Source organism: Alteromonas sp. 07-89-2 (genome assembly GCF_013113925.1).
Classification (GTDB): domain Bacteria; phylum Pseudomonadota; class Gammaproteobacteria; order Enterobacterales; family Alteromonadaceae; genus Alteromonas; species Alteromonas macleodii.
Map to the genome: position 1 here is coordinate 68,524 of NZ_VTYM01000005.1, position 15,382 is coordinate 83,905.

11 protein-coding genes are annotated in these 15,382 nt (G+C 45.0%); 7 read left to right on the top strand and 4 right to left on the bottom strand.

Annotated elements, in window-relative coordinates; translation table 11 throughout:
• Window positions 1–171: 171 nt before the first annotated feature.
• Complete coding sequence (locus F0261_RS05320; RefSeq protein ID WP_171337401.1) at window positions 172–1,890, top strand: alkaline phosphatase; 1,719 nt, start codon at window positions 172–174, stop codon at window positions 1,888–1,890.
• Between the two features lie 121 nt (window positions 1,891–2,011).
• On the opposite strand, the gene F0261_RS05325 is transcribed toward F0261_RS05320, so the two are convergent.
• Window positions 2,012–4,375: a TonB-dependent receptor gene (locus F0261_RS05325; protein WP_171337402.1), complete on the bottom strand. Its 2,364-nt coding sequence runs from the start codon at window positions 4,373–4,375 to the stop codon at window positions 2,012–2,014.
• Between the two features lie 318 nt (window positions 4,376–4,693).
• Between F0261_RS05325 and F0261_RS05330 the strand changes: the two genes are divergently transcribed.
• Together F0261_RS05330 and F0261_RS05335 are read left to right on the top strand one after the other, a co-directional pair.
• Window positions 4,694–4,975: a PepSY domain-containing protein gene (locus tag F0261_RS05330; protein ID WP_014950922.1), complete on the top strand. Its 282-nt coding sequence runs from the start codon at window positions 4,694–4,696 to the stop codon at window positions 4,973–4,975.
• 101 nt (window positions 4,976–5,076) lie between these two features.
• Window positions 5,077–5,640: a cytochrome b/b6 domain-containing protein gene (locus F0261_RS05335; RefSeq protein WP_014980447.1), complete on the top strand. Its 564-nt coding sequence runs from the start codon at window positions 5,077–5,079 to the stop codon at window positions 5,638–5,640.
• A 137-nt stretch (window positions 5,641–5,777) separates the two neighbouring features.
• Here F0261_RS05335 and F0261_RS05340 read toward each other — a convergent pair whose 3' ends face one another.
• Both F0261_RS05340 and F0261_RS05345 read right to left on the bottom strand, forming a co-directional pair.
• Entirely contained in the window at window positions 5,778–6,422 is a 645-nt protein-coding gene (locus tag F0261_RS05340; RefSeq protein WP_014950924.1) for a tetratricopeptide repeat protein, read from the bottom strand.
• A 178-nt stretch (window positions 6,423–6,600) separates the two neighbouring features.
• Entirely contained in the window at window positions 6,601–6,852 is a 252-nt protein-coding gene (locus F0261_RS05345) for a TIGR02647 family protein (protein ID WP_014950925.1), read from the bottom strand.
• A gap of 294 nt (window positions 6,853–7,146) precedes the next feature.
• Between F0261_RS05345 and ubiD the strand changes: the two genes are divergently transcribed.
• From ubiD to F0261_RS05365, 4 genes are all read left to right on the top strand, one after another.
• Entirely contained in the window at window positions 7,147–8,613 is a 1,467-nt protein-coding gene (gene ubiD / locus F0261_RS05350; RefSeq protein WP_014950926.1) for a 4-hydroxy-3-polyprenylbenzoate decarboxylase, read from the top strand.
• Between the two features lie 98 nt (window positions 8,614–8,711).
• Window positions 8,712–9,407, top strand: coding sequence for an NAD(P)H-flavin reductase (fre, locus tag F0261_RS05355; protein ID WP_014977536.1), 696 nt, complete (start codon window positions 8,712–8,714; stop codon window positions 9,405–9,407).
• Window positions 9,408–9,604: 197 nt separating this feature from the next.
• Window positions 9,605–11,023, top strand: a complete 1,419-nt coding sequence (locus tag F0261_RS05360; protein WP_171337403.1) for a M28 family metallopeptidase — start codon at window positions 9,605–9,607, stop codon at window positions 11,021–11,023.
• Between the two features lie 255 nt (window positions 11,024–11,278).
• On the top strand, window positions 11,279–12,304 hold the full coding sequence (locus F0261_RS05365) for an ABC transporter substrate-binding protein (RefSeq protein WP_075177825.1): 1,026 nt from the start codon (window positions 11,279–11,281) through the stop codon (window positions 12,302–12,304).
• Between the two features lie 234 nt (window positions 12,305–12,538).
• Here F0261_RS05365 and F0261_RS05370 read toward each other — a convergent pair whose 3' ends face one another.
• Window positions 12,539–15,265 carry an ATP-binding protein gene (locus F0261_RS05370; protein WP_171337404.1) on the bottom strand — a complete coding sequence of 909 codons (2,727 nt, stop codon included), beginning with the start codon at window positions 15,263–15,265 and terminating at the stop codon, window positions 12,539–12,541.
• Window positions 15,266–15,382 lie beyond the last annotated feature (117 nt).

Consider the following 15,382-nt stretch of genomic DNA (forward strand, 5'->3'; position numbering starts at 1 on the left):
CAGTATAACAGTATTTGCGGTAAAACATTGACTGTTATTACGGAATCTCAACCTGACATCTGTATGTCACAAACACTCAGTATAAAAATGGGTTTTCGTTTTTGTTGCATGTGCGTTCAACAAAACAACCACATAACGAATTACCTTACGAACTTTATAAAGAGCAGGCATATGGATAGAAGATCGTTTATAAAGCTGTCGTCATTCGCAGGCGCGAGCGTGGCAGTGTCTACAGGGCTAGCAGGCTGTACTGTTAGCGCTTCAGCAAACAGCCAACCGCAAACCAACGCTACCTTTACCCATGGTGTGGCGAGTGGAGACCCATTAAAAGACGCCGTGATTATTTGGACGCGCGCCGTGCCCACTGCAAATTTGGGCTCAAGTACGGGCTCAAAGTCAGGTTTAGCCAAGGCCGATATTTTATGGGAAATGGCAAGCGATGCTGATTTTGCCAATGTGATAAGTAGCGGTATTGTTGAAGCCAAAGCAATTCATGATTTTACCGTAAAAGTGGACGTAGCAGGTCTTAGTCCAGCTCGTCGTTATTTTTACCGCTTCAAAAGCGCTAATAATACAAGTCCTGTGGGAGAAACCCGTACGCTACCTGAAGTCGATGTGTCTAACGTCACGTTCGGCATATTTTCTTGTTCCAACTACCCCGCTGGCTTTTTCACGCCTTACATGGAAGCAGCGAAAGACGACAACATCGACTATGTATTACACCTTGGTGACTACATTTATGAGTACGATGGCGAAGGTTACGCAACTGAGCACGCCAAGGAAATTGGCAGGACCTATGCGCCTGATAACGACACCGAGCTTTACACTCTCACTGACTATCGCAACCGCTATGCGCTGTATCGTACGGATGAAGGCTTGCTGTCGTTACATCAAAATAAGCCGTTTATTGTTGTGTGGGATGACCATGAAATTACTAATGACACCTATAAAGATGGTGCCGAAAATCACCAAGCCGATGAAGGCGATTTTTATGAACGCCGCGCTGCGGCCGTACAAGCCTACTATGAGTGGCTACCTATACGCCCGCCGTTTGGCACTGAGCGTTTAGAGATTTATCGTCAGTTTACCTTTGGTAAGCTTCTTGACTTATACATGCTCGACACCCGCGTTCTTGCCCGCGACAAACAGCTTGAATACGCCAACTATCGCGATGCTGAAACTAATGCGTTTGACCAAGCACGCTTTATGAAAGACATCGGCAACCCGAACCGCGGTTTACTCGGTGAAACCCAACGCAACTGGCTACATTCGTCTATGCGGCAAAGCCAGGCTAAATGGCAGGTGTTAGGGCAACAGCTATTAATAGGCCGCATGCTTTTCCCTGTATCTATTTTTAACGGCGTTGAACGCAAAGCAATACCTGATCATGTACATAGGCTCGCGAATATCAAACGCAAACAAAAGCAAGGTGGTGCACTTAGTGAGCAAGAGCTTGCGCTTATCAATACCGTAATGCCTTACAACTTAGACGCATGGGATGGCTATCCTGTTGAGCGGGAACAGGTGCTGATGCAGCTTAAGTCCATCGGCAAGCCAGTTATTGCCCTTGCAGGTGATACACATAACGCTTGGCATAATAAATTAACCCTTAAAGACGGCACGGAGGTGGGAGTTGAACTTGCCACACCAGGCGTGACGTCACCCGGTATGGAACATTACCTAAGCATGGGGGATGAAAAAGCTAAAACCCTTGCAGACGACCTACCGCTTCTTATAGAAGATTTGCAGTACTGTAACCTCCACCAGCGTGGCTTTATGACATTGACCGTCAGCGAAGGCAGCGCAAAAGCCACGTGGCACTATGTGGATGCAATTTTAACCAAAGCTGGCAAAGTGGTTAATACGCATAGCTATGAGATAAACGCTTGATAAAGGCTATATATTAAGACGGAATAAGCCGCATGCTTGCGGCTTTACTTTATGAAGTCATTTTTTAATTAAATAGGTAAACGCGCTTAATTGAATGCAGCGCGTTTACTCCTTGCCAAGCTTAAAACTCGTAATAAACACGCACACCAGCAATGCGTGGCATCCCGCGTACGAAGGTAGGAATACCTAAACCGCCGCCTGTATTACCTGCATCAATTAAGAACTCTTTATCAAACAGGTTGTTCACGTAAAACTCGTAGGCAAACTTGCTGTTGTCTTGAAGCAGCTTCACCGATACATCAGTCAGTGAGTAAGTATCTTGAGAAAGACCAGGGTAATTGCTGCTTTCAAAAAACACTTCTGACTGGAAACTGGTAAGCCAGTTAACATCAATGTCAAAACTGTCCATATTGAATACTTTGTTGATGTTTATCGCGCCGCTAACTTCTGGCGCTAAGCGGAACTTATTGCCACCGTATTGGAACTCAGATCCATCAGCAGTATTGTCTGCAAATTCAGCATCAAGGAAACCAAGGCTTGCTGTTAGCGTCAGCGTCTCGCTGTAGTTATAGGTCGTCATGCCTTCAATACCCGACATGGTCGAGTCGCCTACCGTTACAGTAATAGACTGTAAGGTTTCTGCGTCGGTAAAGCTTTGCTGATAATCGCTGTATTCGTAGGTGAATATGGCACCTGAGAACAGGAAGTTCGAGCTTTGGTATTTAATACCTAAATCGTAACTGTCTACTATTTCAGGTTTAGTCACATTAACACCACCCGCGTTAGCATCCACAACTGGTGAACGTCGTCCCCTGGCGTAGTTCGCGTATACGTTCCAGTTGTTATTAACATCATAGCTTACGGCAAAGCGCGGCAGGGTATCGTCAAAATCGCGCTCGGCATCGAACGTAAATGCACCATCTGCAGTAGTATAAGTATTACGGGTATAACGTGTTTCGTCGATATAGCGCACGCCAGCAGTAATGTTGATGTCGTCGGTAACAAAATACGACACCTCAGCAACATAAGACGCTATATCAAGTTCAGCTTCAAATATAAACGGCCCTTGTATCATAATAGGCGGCAGTGCAGGGTTAGAAATAGGAGAGCCATCTTCATTAAACAGTTGCGACACTAACATCGCACGCAGTGCTTCTATTTCTTCTAACGATGCGCCGGTAGCGATATTCTGATTTAGCGGAATGTTTGAGGTGGCCTCAAGCTGTGCTTTTACCGCATCGAAGGTACCACGTACAAATGGGTCGACCATTACATAATAGGGCAAAATAGAATCGTCTTGAGTAATAGACGCACCTACAAACGCGGCCAATTTATCACCCGAGTCATACACTAAACGCATTGACGCACCTTTAAGCGTAGCGTCGTTATCGAAATAGGCATCTTGAATACGCAAAGCAGAACCGTCGGCGTCAAATCCCTCGCTTACCTCTACATCTTTATAGTATGCGTCGGCATGCAGACTGAGCATTTGGTTGAAATCGTAGTTTACGGTTAAGTCATAAGCTTGAAGCGTTCGTTCAATGCCTAGCTCACTGCCTAAACTAAATTCGGCATCAGTAAAAGGGCTAGTATCTCCGCCATTGGGGGCGATAGAGCCTGACTTGAAGGCAATGCCCGGCTGGTCGTTATACTCCATGGCTGCGCGCGCAATGATTTCAAGCTGATCGTAATTCGCTCGCCATGTTGCACGTAGTGCTTGTACTGAAACACCCTGAAGATCTTCGCTGTTGCAAGGCACTTCTTCACCAAGATGGTTGTACATATTTGCATTACCGTAATAGGAGTCAGCGCTACAGGCATTGTTTTCTACAATGCCGTCCATTTCGCGATAAAGACCTGCTATACGAAAACTGTGGTTATCGTTAATAGGCTGGTTATACATGAATTCAACTTCTTGGCCTTGCTCTGAGTTATAGCCAACCTGTACCTTGCCTTCTTGTTCGAAGGTGGGAAGATTAGAATGAATACTCACCGCACCATTGGCTGCCGCCACACCAAACAAGGTTGGCTGGGGGCCTTTTAAAACCTCTACGCGCGCAATATCAAAAAGCGCGACGCTGGCTACCGTCTTTTTACTGATATCAAAGCCATCTTGATATACAGAGATGCGAGGCGTTGCCGACACCGAAGATACGTCGTCAGTCACGCCTCGAATATTAAAGGACGGTAAGCTTACAGCCTGCTCTTGAATTTGAACGTTAGGTAAAATACGAGAAAGCTCATCAAGTTCCATGATATTGGTGCGCTCTAAGAACTCGCTACCTATTACATCCATAGTAACAGGCACATCCATAACGGACTGCTCACGCATTTGTGCGGTTACCGTAATCTCTTCTATATAGTTATGTTCGTTTTCTGTGTCGGGCGCTACTTCTTGTGCAATTGCGGCGCTTGATAGTGCAAATGCAATTGTTGTGGCAAGCAGAGAGCGTGGATAAACCGTTCGAGGGTACAGAGGACGCATCAAGTCATTCCTTTTGTGTGCTTATTGGGTGTTTTATGTATTTTTTAAACATTTCGCCGATAGATTGGCGACATTGCCTAGTGTTTAGAAATATCAAAGCCCAAAAATGTAGAATGCTTTTGAGACGGTTCGATGAACTATCCGTGACATGTCGGAGGCAATTTTATGACAAGTATTCTGTGCCCCGCTATAAAACCAAACAGAACTCAATTCTGTACAACAAAGTTGTGCAACCTCTATGCACAAAAGAACAATGTCAGTACAATATTTAAGTAGGATAGAAAGAACTTTTAAATAAAAAGCGAAACGGAGACTGCAATGAAAAAATTAATGATGGCTACTGCTATTGGCGCCGCGACCTTATTAAGTGCATGTAGTGCAGAGCACGGCACCACTCAGTGTACTACTGCGCCGGAAGCTGAATGGCAAAACCAAGATGCGTTTCAGGCTCAGCTGTTAGCGCAAGGCTACAAAATCAACGAATTTAAAGTGACAGGCGGTAACTGCTACGAAATCTACGGCTTCGATAAAGAAGAGAACAAAGTAGAGATTTACTTTAACCCTGTTGATGGCAGCATTGTTAAAAAAGAAATGCACTAAATTCTGTTTAGCAAACGGTTCATCGAACGCTTGCTTTAAAACTTGATAAAAACGCTGCAAACTATTGCAGCGTTTTTGTTTTACCCTGAGAAAGTCACGTAATGCACAAAGCTAAAGACACGGGTTCAGATATTTATGTTTGGGATTGGGTAGTGCGCGTATGCCACTGGGGCATTGTTGCAAGTTTTATCACCAACTACTTTATTGTAGAGCCAGGCCGGCTTTTTCATGAAATCGCGGGCTATGTGGGCGTAGCGCTTATATCTATACGCGTTGCTTGGGGCTTACGTTCAGCTAATCCCAACAAGAAGGGCTCCGCAGATTACGCTAGCTTCTCCACTATTTCGCTAAGCAAGCAGGCCTTTAGAGAACATCTTCAGCACTTAAAGCATAAACAAATCCCACGTACTCATGGCCACAATCCTTTTGGCTGGCTTATGGTGATGGCAGTTATTGCCCTTTTGCTTGGGTTAGGTATTACCGGTTTTATGATGGAAGAAATAGACGCACTGTTTGGAAATAGCACGCTGGAATGGATACACAGTATTATGGCTGATGTATTGTACGGCTGTGTGTTGGTGCATATTGCTTCCGTGTTTGCTGTACAACGTATGGGTAATATTCAGTTAGTTCGCCCTATGCTTACTGGCTGGCGTAAGCGTTAAGCCTACGTAAAGACATAGATGTGCTACGGACATAAATACACTTTTGCCGAAGCTGGCTTGTTGTGTTTGCCAGCCTTTCTGCCCTTAAGATTTTAGTTGCCTGCAGGTGTTCGTTATCACCTCGCCACTTGTGGCTTTTAACTATCCAAAGGCCGCTTTGCCTCTCGCACGGCTTTCGGGTGCATTAATTTTTCTAAGCGAGCGAGGTAAGACGCAATTTGCTGATGCTGCTTTTTATCGTTGGTCACCGAGTTATAAAGCCAGTGGTATGCGTCTTCATAATCGTAAGGACTGCCATAACCGTCCAAAAACAACTCAACCAAGTGAATTTGCGCTTTTAGGTTTTTAAGCGCAGCGGCTTCTCGTAAATACACCACGGCGCGAGATTTATCCTGCTGTACGAGTGTGCCTTTGGCATAGTAACGCCCAAGTTGCTCTAGTGCTGCTGGCAAACCTTGATTCGCGGCATCTTCCATGTAGCCAATACCACGGGCAGGTTCAGCGTCTACGCACACGCCCCATGCCAGCATATCTCCCCATAAAAACTGGTAGGCCGGTACTTTCAACACGTTTGCACGCGCTTCAATGTCTTGCACTAATTGGCATCGATCAGCCACGACTTTGTCTAAATGCGTATTGGCATTAATCATATCGATTAAGGCATCTTGGCTGTAAAGCTGAACTGCGCGAAGCTCTTCAATCGTTTCCCCTTCAAGAGCATGAGCGCAAAAACCCGTGACAGTCGCGCAGATAAATAAGGCTGTGTGTAGAATACGTTTCATAGCAAAAGAGTATGTGTTGATTACAATGTCTTAGTTAAGGTATCGACTAATTATAGATTATCTTAACCAAGACATGCTTTTCTTTACGAATGGACACATGAGCGTTTGCGGCCAGCTAATATCTGCTTTCAACTTTATGCTGACCACATGCATTTAACCGTACGCCAGCATCTTGCTTTTAGTGGCTACTTTTTCGTGGGCACATGGCCGATTGGATATGGCGGGCGTGATCGGCTAGGTCAATACCTAAATCAGTTAGGTAACCACCGTCTGGCTGGGTAATTAGGCCTTTGGAGTATAGCCTAGATGCTGCGTTCACCATGCTTTGGCTGGCATCGTGATGAATTTTTAAACCTTGAAGTAGGCTGTCTGTTGGAAACTTCAGTAACAAATTTAATTCGTCTAACATGTCCTGATCGAATGAACTCATGTAACCACCTTAGGCAAAAGGGTTAGTAGGGATTTAGCACGCTGGCCACTGTAAAACACCTCAGCAAAGCACTATGTTAACAACCTATACCGAAGCGCACACACCAAAGCACTATTAGCCCTAGATTTGTTAATATTTTTAACGCTTTCTTATATCACACCCAAATGGCACCTCTGTAAAGCGTAATTTATCTGTAAAACGTTTAATCGTGTAAACACAGCGCTTACTGATCGGACTTTGGCGCTAAATAGTATATTCTTGCCTTAAATTGAGTTTGTGGATGCACCTGCACTGATGAAGTACAAAGATTTACGCGACTTTATTCGCCAGCTAGAAGCTAAAGGTGAATTGGTACGCATTACCCAGCCCATTGATACCGACCTTGAAATGACAGAAATTGCCGACAGGACGTTGCGTGCCGGCGGCCCTGCACTGTTATTTGAAAACCCTAAAAATCACGACATGCCCGTATTGGCAAATTTATTTGGTACACCAGAGCGCGTAGCTATGGGCATGGGTCAAGAGTCTGTTGAAGCACTGCGTGAAGTAGGCAAGCTACTGGCTTATTTGAAAGAGCCTGAGCCGCCTAAAGGGCTGAAAGATCTTTGGGAGAAGCTGCCAGTATTTAAGCAGGTGCTTAATATGCCAGCCAAAGTCCTTAAAAAAGCCCCTTGTCAGGAAGTGGTGCTTACCGGTGACGACGTAGACTTATCAAAAATTCCGGTACAGCGCTGCTGGCCCGGTGACGCTGCGCCTTTGGTAACATGGGGTTTGAGTGTTACTAAAGGGCCGCATAAGAAGCGTCAGAATCTGGGCATTTACCGTCAGCAGGTTATCGGCAAAAACAAACTTATTATGCGCTGGTTGTCACACCGTGGGGGCGCCCTTGATTTTCGAGAGTGGTGTCAAACACACCCGGGCGAACCCTACCCGGTATCTGTGGCACTTGGCGCAGACCCCGCTACTATTCTAGGTGCGGTTACCCCTGTACCAGACACCCTTTCCGAGTATGCTTTTGCAGGTTTACTACGTGGTGATAAAACCGAAGTAGTTAAGTCTATTAGTAACGACTTACAAGTACCTGCCAGTGCCGAGATTGTGCTTGAAGGTTATATTGCACAAGATGAAACAGCGCCTGAAGGTCCATACGGCGATCACACCGGGTATTACAATGAAGTCGATGACTTCCCTGTGTTTACGGTAACGCATATTACCCATCGTAAAGATCCTATCTATCATTCAACCTATACAGGCCGTCCACCAGATGAGCCAGCTATTTTAGGTGTTGCGCTAAACGAAGTGTTTGTGCCTATTTTGCAAAAGCAGTTCCCTGAAATTGTCGACTTCTACTTACCGCCTGAAGGATGCTCTTATCGTATGGCAGTAGTGACGATGAAGAAACAATACCCTGGGCATGCGAAACGGGTGATGATGGGTGTGTGGTCGTTCTTGCGCCAGTTCATGTACACCAAATTTGTGATAGTGTGCGATGACGACGTCAACGCGCGTGACTGGAACGATGTTATTTGGGCCATCACTACCCGTATGGACCCAGCCCGCGACACGGTAATGATAGAAAATACGCCTATCGACTACTTGGATTTTGCATCACCGGTTTCAGGGCTAGGCTCTAAAATGGGCATGGATGCAACAAACAAGATGCCGGGCGAAACCGACCGAGAATGGGGCGTACCTATTGTGATGGACGAAGACGTTAAAAAACGCGTTGATGATATTTGGGACAGTCTTGGTATTATGTAGCGACTATTTTTAGCGCTATTTATTTTGTATAGAAGCAAGCGCTTTTCTTAAGCGCATGAAAAGGCGACACGCTAAGCAAGAAGGTTAGAAGAGAATACATGTCAGAAATTAAGTGTAAGGTTGCAAGCATCACGCCTTTAACCGAAGTGGTTCAAAAAGTCGAATTAACGCCAGAAAGCCCTGTTGAGTTTAAAGCGGGTCAGTACGCCATGGTGGTAATGGGCGAAAAAGATATGCGTCCATTTTCTATTGCCAATGCCGCATTTGATAATAGCCGCATTGAATTACACATTGGCGCAGAGCCTGGCAACAGCTACGCTGGTGAAGTGCTAGAGCGCATGCGTGCGGATGGCGAAATTACCGTAAACGTAGGTAATGGCAATGCCTTTTTGCAAAGTAATGGCCTGCCTATGGTGCTTATTGCTGGTGGTACTGGCTTCTCATATACCTACTCTATTCTGCAAGAGCATCTTAACAGCGGTGATAAGACACCACTTACCCTTTATTGGGGTGGAAAACACGCGGCTGATTTGTACTTAGCTGACAAGCTAACTGAGCTCGCTGAAACTAACGATCACTTCACTTTTGTGCCGGTTGTAGAGTTTGCATGCGACGAATGGAAAGGCAGAACGGGCTGGGTACACCATGCGGTAATGGCAGACCACGCTGACTTTGCCAATATTCAGGTTTACGTTGCAGGTCGTTTTGAAATGGCCAAAGTTGTACGCGATGATTTTACACAACGCGGCTTAAAAGTTGAGAACCTGTTTGGCGACGCGTTTGCGTTTATTTAAGCGCTAGCGTAAACCCATATTCTGAAAGCCGGCGAATGCCGGCTTTTTTGTTTTTTTAAAGTCATTTTTCATTCCCAGCGTCTTACTCCGTTTTTCAATCGCGATGCCTTGCGATGACCAACCATTAAACACGTTTACTCTAATTGTAGCTTTGCCACGTATTCGTTATGGTGAAAAAATAAAAACAGGAGATAACAATGATAAAAAACCGACCCGCACTAGCCAGTATAAGTGCAAAAATAAGAACTGAATTAACGAAAGTACTGGCATCAGCTGTATTGGTAAGTAGCACAGCGTCATTCTCTACTCACGCACAAAGCGAGCAGCAGCAAGCACTTTACGATATTGCCAAAAATGTCTCTGCTGAAAACATTGAAAAAGACATTACTACGCTGGTGAACTTTGGTACACGCCATACCCTTTCTGAAACCGAGTCCGATACTCGTGGTATTGGTGCTGCGCGACGTTGGATTAAATCTGAATTTGATAAAATTTCCGCCGAGTGTGGTGGCTGCTTAGAAGTGTACTACCAGTCGGAAGTCATCAGCGGAGAAAAACGTATTCCCGACCCAGTAGAAGTGGTTAGCGTTATCGCGATACAACGCGGTACCACCGATCCAGACCGTTACGTCATCATGTCAGGCGACATCGATTCACGGGTGTCTGATGTAATGGACTTCACCTCTGACTCACCAGGGGCAAACGACAACGCCTCTGGTGTTGCCGGTACCCTTGAAGCTGCGCGAGTACTATCCAAATACAAGTTTAACGGCAGTATCGTGTATGCTGCTTTATCTGGTGAAGAGCAAGGGCTTTTCGGCGGGCGTATTATGGCAAACCAAGCCAAGGAAGACGGCTGGCGAATTAAAGCCGTGCTCAATAATGACATGATAGGCAATATCGAAGGGGTTAACGGTGTGATTAACAACACCACCGCTCGCTTGTTTGCTGAAGGTACACGCGTAACCGAAACGGATAAGGAAGCGCGCATGCGACGTTTCACCGGGGGTGAAGTTGACTCACCAAGCCGTAACCTTGCCCGTTACATCGATAAAATTGCCGATCAGTATATTGAGAACTTAGACACGATGGTGATTTATCGTTTGGACCGTTTTGGTCGTGGCGGCCATCACCGCCCGTTCAACGACTTGGGCTATCCGGGTATTCGTATTATGGAAACTAACGAAAACTACACCCGCCAGCATCAAGATCTTCGCGTAGAAGACGGTATTGCCTATGGTGACACCTTGGATGGCGTCGACTTTGATTACGCTGCCAAACTTACTGGCCTTAATGCTGTTTCACTTGCTGCAATGGCGTGGGCACCGAATCCACCTGCAAATGTAGAAATTGCCGGTGCAGTTCAACCTTCAACATTTTTAAAGTGGGATGCACTAGACGCTGAAGAGAACCCTCAACTTAAAGGGTACAAAGTATACTGGCGTCATACTGATGCTCCGCAATGGGAATACAGTAAATATGTGGGTAACGTCACCGAGGCCATGCTTGAGAACGTTGTTATCGACAACTACTTCTTTGGCGTAGCCAGCGTTAACAAGGACGGTGTTGAAAGCGTAGTGGTTTATCCAGGTCCTGCGGGAAGCTTTGGAGAATAAACGTTTTTATTGAGCGCCTATGTTAAGCGTGCGTATATGCATGCAATCAAGTTCGTGACGTTAAGCTGGTAATGAAACCGGCTTATCGTCACGAATGACTTTACTCAATAAAAGCTAGTATAAACGTGGACACTACACTCAATATATTGATGTCGCTTACATTTTGTTAATTTAAGCCAGTACGTGTTTATTGGAATTAAGCGACTAACTGCATTACAGTGTAGTAAATGTATGACGGCAGTTCGGAGTTCACCTTTGGTAAGATTCAGCGCGTTCTCGCTCTCTATTTTCACTCAACGTCTTTCTTTATTAGGCATAAGCCTAGTCCTTTGTTGTTTTAATGTTTCGCAATTACATGCCGCCCCTACCAAATTAGGTGCAGCTTCCTTCGAGACCTACATAAGCGACGATGGGGAGCCTGCTCGAGTTAATACACTGCTCGAAAAGGTGTTTCAGAAGGCGGAGCTGGATATCCAACTTCAGGTTATGCGACAAGCTTTTTTGGGCAGTTCTGTACTGACAGGTAAGCTAGACGGTGAATTTGCCTACGTTAATTTGGGCGAGGACAGCAGCAACTATGTTCTATCCGATATCTACTTACCCATTTACCTTTACGCGGTAAGTAAAGAGGCGGACGTTGAGGCAATAAAGCTTTTTCCTCATTTAAAAGACAACCGGGTCGCTATTGAAAATCGCTTTGCGAATACGCCATCATTCAGACTGCTGAAAGATATAAAGTGGTCACGCAACCCCACTACGTTTGATGCATTTCGCCAACTTGCCGACGATAGAGCGCCTTACTTAATTACCACCCAGCTGCTTGCGCGCGAGCTAAACATACTGCTGGCTAACGATAATGAAGAAACCCTGCACTTTTCAGCAAAACCATTAGCAAAAACCGGATTTCAAATAGCTATCAGCAAAAATGTTGCTAACGCTGAAAGGATTATTGCGCAATTCAACCAGGCTGTGTCGACAATGCAGAATTCGGGGGAATTGAATCAGCCACTTGATTTAGCTTGGCTCACCAAAGATGTGAATGGCGATGGCGTTGCCGACTTTATCGGGCACAGCAACATAACTACCACGTCAGACTTGTTAAACACCGCCTATTCCCTTGACGGTAAACCTACATCTGAAGCTAGCGCGTTTTATATTGACGGGGATAGATATGCATCGCTTGAGGAAGCGCGTGCTGCCCTTCCTGATAAAGAAAGTTCGTCGCCTCGCGAGTCGCTGTTAGATAAAACCACCTACCAGCTATTACTTCGCCGCTGGTAGATGAATTTTGACTTCAGTGAACTTTGAAAGCAATGAGCGTTGAAAGGCATTAAATTAGGTAGAGAAGCACGAAGTCGACTACGCGACTTCTACACTACAAAGCATACCTGTCGTTGCTTAAACTAAACGACCTATTCAAAGATATGCGTCAGCTTTGTTAACGCTCTATCTTCGCGCTCTATCCTCGTAATACTGCTGATCAAAGGTTGCAAAAAAGACTGGGAGTCATCTGCGTTAGTGTGTCGTTTCTGGCAAGTACATTTCCAAAATTGTCAGCAATTCTTCGCCATCTACCGGTTTTGACACATAGTTATTAAAGCCAGCTTTAAGAGCTTTAACGCGATCAGAGGTATAGGCATAAGCAGTAAGCGCCACAGCGTTGAGCTTTGCAATCTCTGGGATTTCGCTTGCCCTCATTTTCAATACTAGGCCTAACCCGTCCATTTCCGGCATGCCAATATCCGACAGTAATAGATCGAAAGCTTCGGGCATATCGTTTAGCTCTTTCCATGCGAGTAGCCCGTTTTTAACTACGTTGACCCGGGCACCGTTAGACTCTAAAAACAGCTTTATAAAGTCACGGGCGTCTTGCTCGTCTTCTGCTACCAAAATTCGTAAACCGCTTAGACGCAAAGACTCGGTCAAATCACTGATTTCACTATTCTTGGTTTCGATAATGTCATCGTGCAAACTAAGAGGAGCAATAGGCAAAGACACAAAGAACGTAGTCCCGGAATTTGGCCCATCACTTTCGGCACGAATTTCCCCGCCGTGCATTTCAACCAAGCTCTTTACAATAGATAAACCCAGCCCCAAGCCGAGTTTGTTATGAGAGTCTTTACCTTGGTAAAAGCGTTCAAAAACCCGTGCTATCTGATCTTGGGTCATTCCTTTACCGTTGTCTTTTACACGAAACAAGTAATTTGAATGTTCTCTTCGCCCCCGCACATGTACGGTTCCGCCTTTTGCTGTAAATTTAAGAGCGTTACTGAGCAGATTGTTTATCACCTGCTTAATACGCAAATTATCACCCAGAATTTGAGTATGTTCGTCTTCGCAATTGATTGAAAGTTGAATATTTTTACTGGCAAAGCCCGCTTCGAATGATTTAGCGACTTCAAATATAGACCCAGCGATATTTAATGAATGCGTACTCAATTTCATAGTGCCGGAGATAATGCGCGACAAATCTAAAATGTCATTTATTAAGGCAGCCTGTGTAGACGCAGCGCGTTTGATAACGCCTAATGCGTCAGACATTCTATCGACATTCGTCACATCCATCAGAGCTAAGTCGGTCCAACCTACAATAGAATTAAGGGGCGAACGAAGTTCATGGGAAATACTCGCCAAAAACTGATCTTTAGCTTTATCTAACTCTTCTAATTTACTAATTTGCTTGTCGAGCGACGCTTTCAGGCTTAGCGCGTAAGGTATAAATAGATGATCAAAACCTTCTATAATAAGCTGATCATCCTCGCTCCACTCTACCGACTCATCAGCAACACTTTGTAAGTACATATCAAAGGAATTACGAGGTGTTAGTACCTTACCAACATCTTTGTTCGCGGCTTCGCGGCCCGCCCATCGTATAGTTTTGTCTTTTTGCTCTCTAAACCAAACCGTGTAGTAACCAAGCTTGGCAGATACACAGGAAATATACATGCCGCGAATGCCATTAAGGTCACATTGTTCGGACACTTCTTCCGCCAGCTTGCTAATAGCAATTGACTCTTCAGAGTTTGGAATAACGAATTTGTCGAGAAGGCGAGTTAATGTTTGTTCAGAGGGCGTTTTACCTACTAAATATTTATCTACAGGGGTAATAACGGCCATACCACATGCATTGGCTACATCCAAAAGGCCTTTTTCTTTTTGGGTTATCGCCTCAAGCGGGTTAGCAAAGCCAGTAAGCTGATGAATAATAGTGTTTAGCTTACGTTGGCGAATTTGAAACTGTTCTTTCTTTTCATGCAAGGCTTTAGTGTGTAGCTGCCACGCATAGAGATGACCGAGGGATTCGCATACCAAACGCTTTTTTTGGTCGATATATTTAGGCTCGTTATTGTGACAAGCAAGTAACCCCCAAAGTTTACCTTCAAACACAAGGGACACGGAAAACGATGAACGTATGCCCATATTTTTAAGATAAGTGATATGAACCGGCGACACTGAACGAACCATAGACATGGATAAATCCATTGGCGGTCGCTCTGCTTCTTGCACAGTTGGTATTAAAGCAATAGGGGGTTGTTCTACGTCAAATACACAACGTACGCGATTTTTTAAGTACAGCGCCCGGGCTTGGCTAGGAATATCAGATGCGGGAAATTTCAAACCTTTGAAAGAGCGAGACCCTGGGAATTTTGCTTCGCCAATTACTTCTCCGCTATAGGTTTTATCGAACTGATAAACCATCACCGAATCAAACCCTATGTAGCGCTTAAATACGCCCGCAATGGCGTCTGCAACATCACTGATAGACTCGCACCCATCCACATCGGGAAGCAATGTGCGAATATTTACGTCCATCGGTACCCATTGTTGGGCGGCTTCATAACTAAGCTGAGGGGTAGGCTCTAGTTCAATAACGAGTAAGCCGTTTGAATCGAACGCGACACCACTGCCCTCTTTTTCCCAATTGTCTAAACAAAGTGCGTTTTCGGCAAATTTCCATTGATACGCTCGGCGTGTATTCCCGCCTTTAACGCTTTGATAGATACTTTGAAAGGTTGGTGCATCTTCGGAAGGCGTATCGATGAGCTCAGTAATAAGAGTTTCACCCGCAGTGATACTGACTTTAAATAGCTCATTGATGTTTTCACTAACCACCTGAATTTTTTTAGTTTCAGGGTCTACCGCTATAACGTAACCAAAGCTTTGAACACTTTCGATTAGGTGAATAGCTTCATCTTCGCAGTTTTGAAGCGTCTTTATCTTTTTATCTGTAACGTGCTGCATTGCCTTGGCCGAGAAATTTTGAAAGCGAACTTTCATGAGGGGAAATATTATTTTTGACACGATAACAACTTATCGTGAAGAAAGCATGCTATATCCAAAAGTCTAACGCATAAAAAA

Excerpts from the sequence above, each read along its gene's own strand:
- F0261_RS05320 (WP_171337401.1), top strand. The coding sequence starts at position 172 with ATGGATAGAAGATCGTTTATAAAGCTGTCGTCATTCGCAGGCGCGAGC.
- F0261_RS05325 (WP_171337402.1), bottom strand. The coding sequence starts at position 4,375 with ATGCGTCCTCTGTACCCTCGAACGGTTTATCCACGCTCTCTGCTTGCC.
- F0261_RS05330 (WP_014950922.1), top strand. The coding sequence starts at position 4,694 with ATGAAAAAATTAATGATGGCTACTGCTATTGGCGCCGCGACCTTATTA.
- F0261_RS05335 (WP_014980447.1), top strand. The coding sequence starts at position 5,077 with ATGCACAAAGCTAAAGACACGGGTTCAGATATTTATGTTTGGGATTGG.
- F0261_RS05340 (WP_014950924.1), bottom strand. The coding sequence starts at position 6,422 with ATGAAACGTATTCTACACACAGCCTTATTTATCTGCGCGACTGTCACG.
- F0261_RS05345 (WP_014950925.1), bottom strand. The coding sequence starts at position 6,852 with ATGAGTTCATTCGATCAGGACATGTTAGACGAATTAAATTTGTTACTG.
- ubiD (WP_014950926.1), top strand. The coding sequence starts at position 7,147 with ATGAAGTACAAAGATTTACGCGACTTTATTCGCCAGCTAGAAGCTAAA.
- fre (WP_014977536.1), top strand. The coding sequence starts at position 8,712 with ATGTCAGAAATTAAGTGTAAGGTTGCAAGCATCACGCCTTTAACCGAA.
- F0261_RS05360 (WP_171337403.1), top strand. The coding sequence starts at position 9,605 with ATGATAAAAAACCGACCCGCACTAGCCAGTATAAGTGCAAAAATAAGA.
- F0261_RS05370 (WP_171337404.1), bottom strand. The coding sequence starts at position 15,265 with ATGCAGCACGTTACAGATAAAAAGATAAAGACGCTTCAAAACTGCGAA.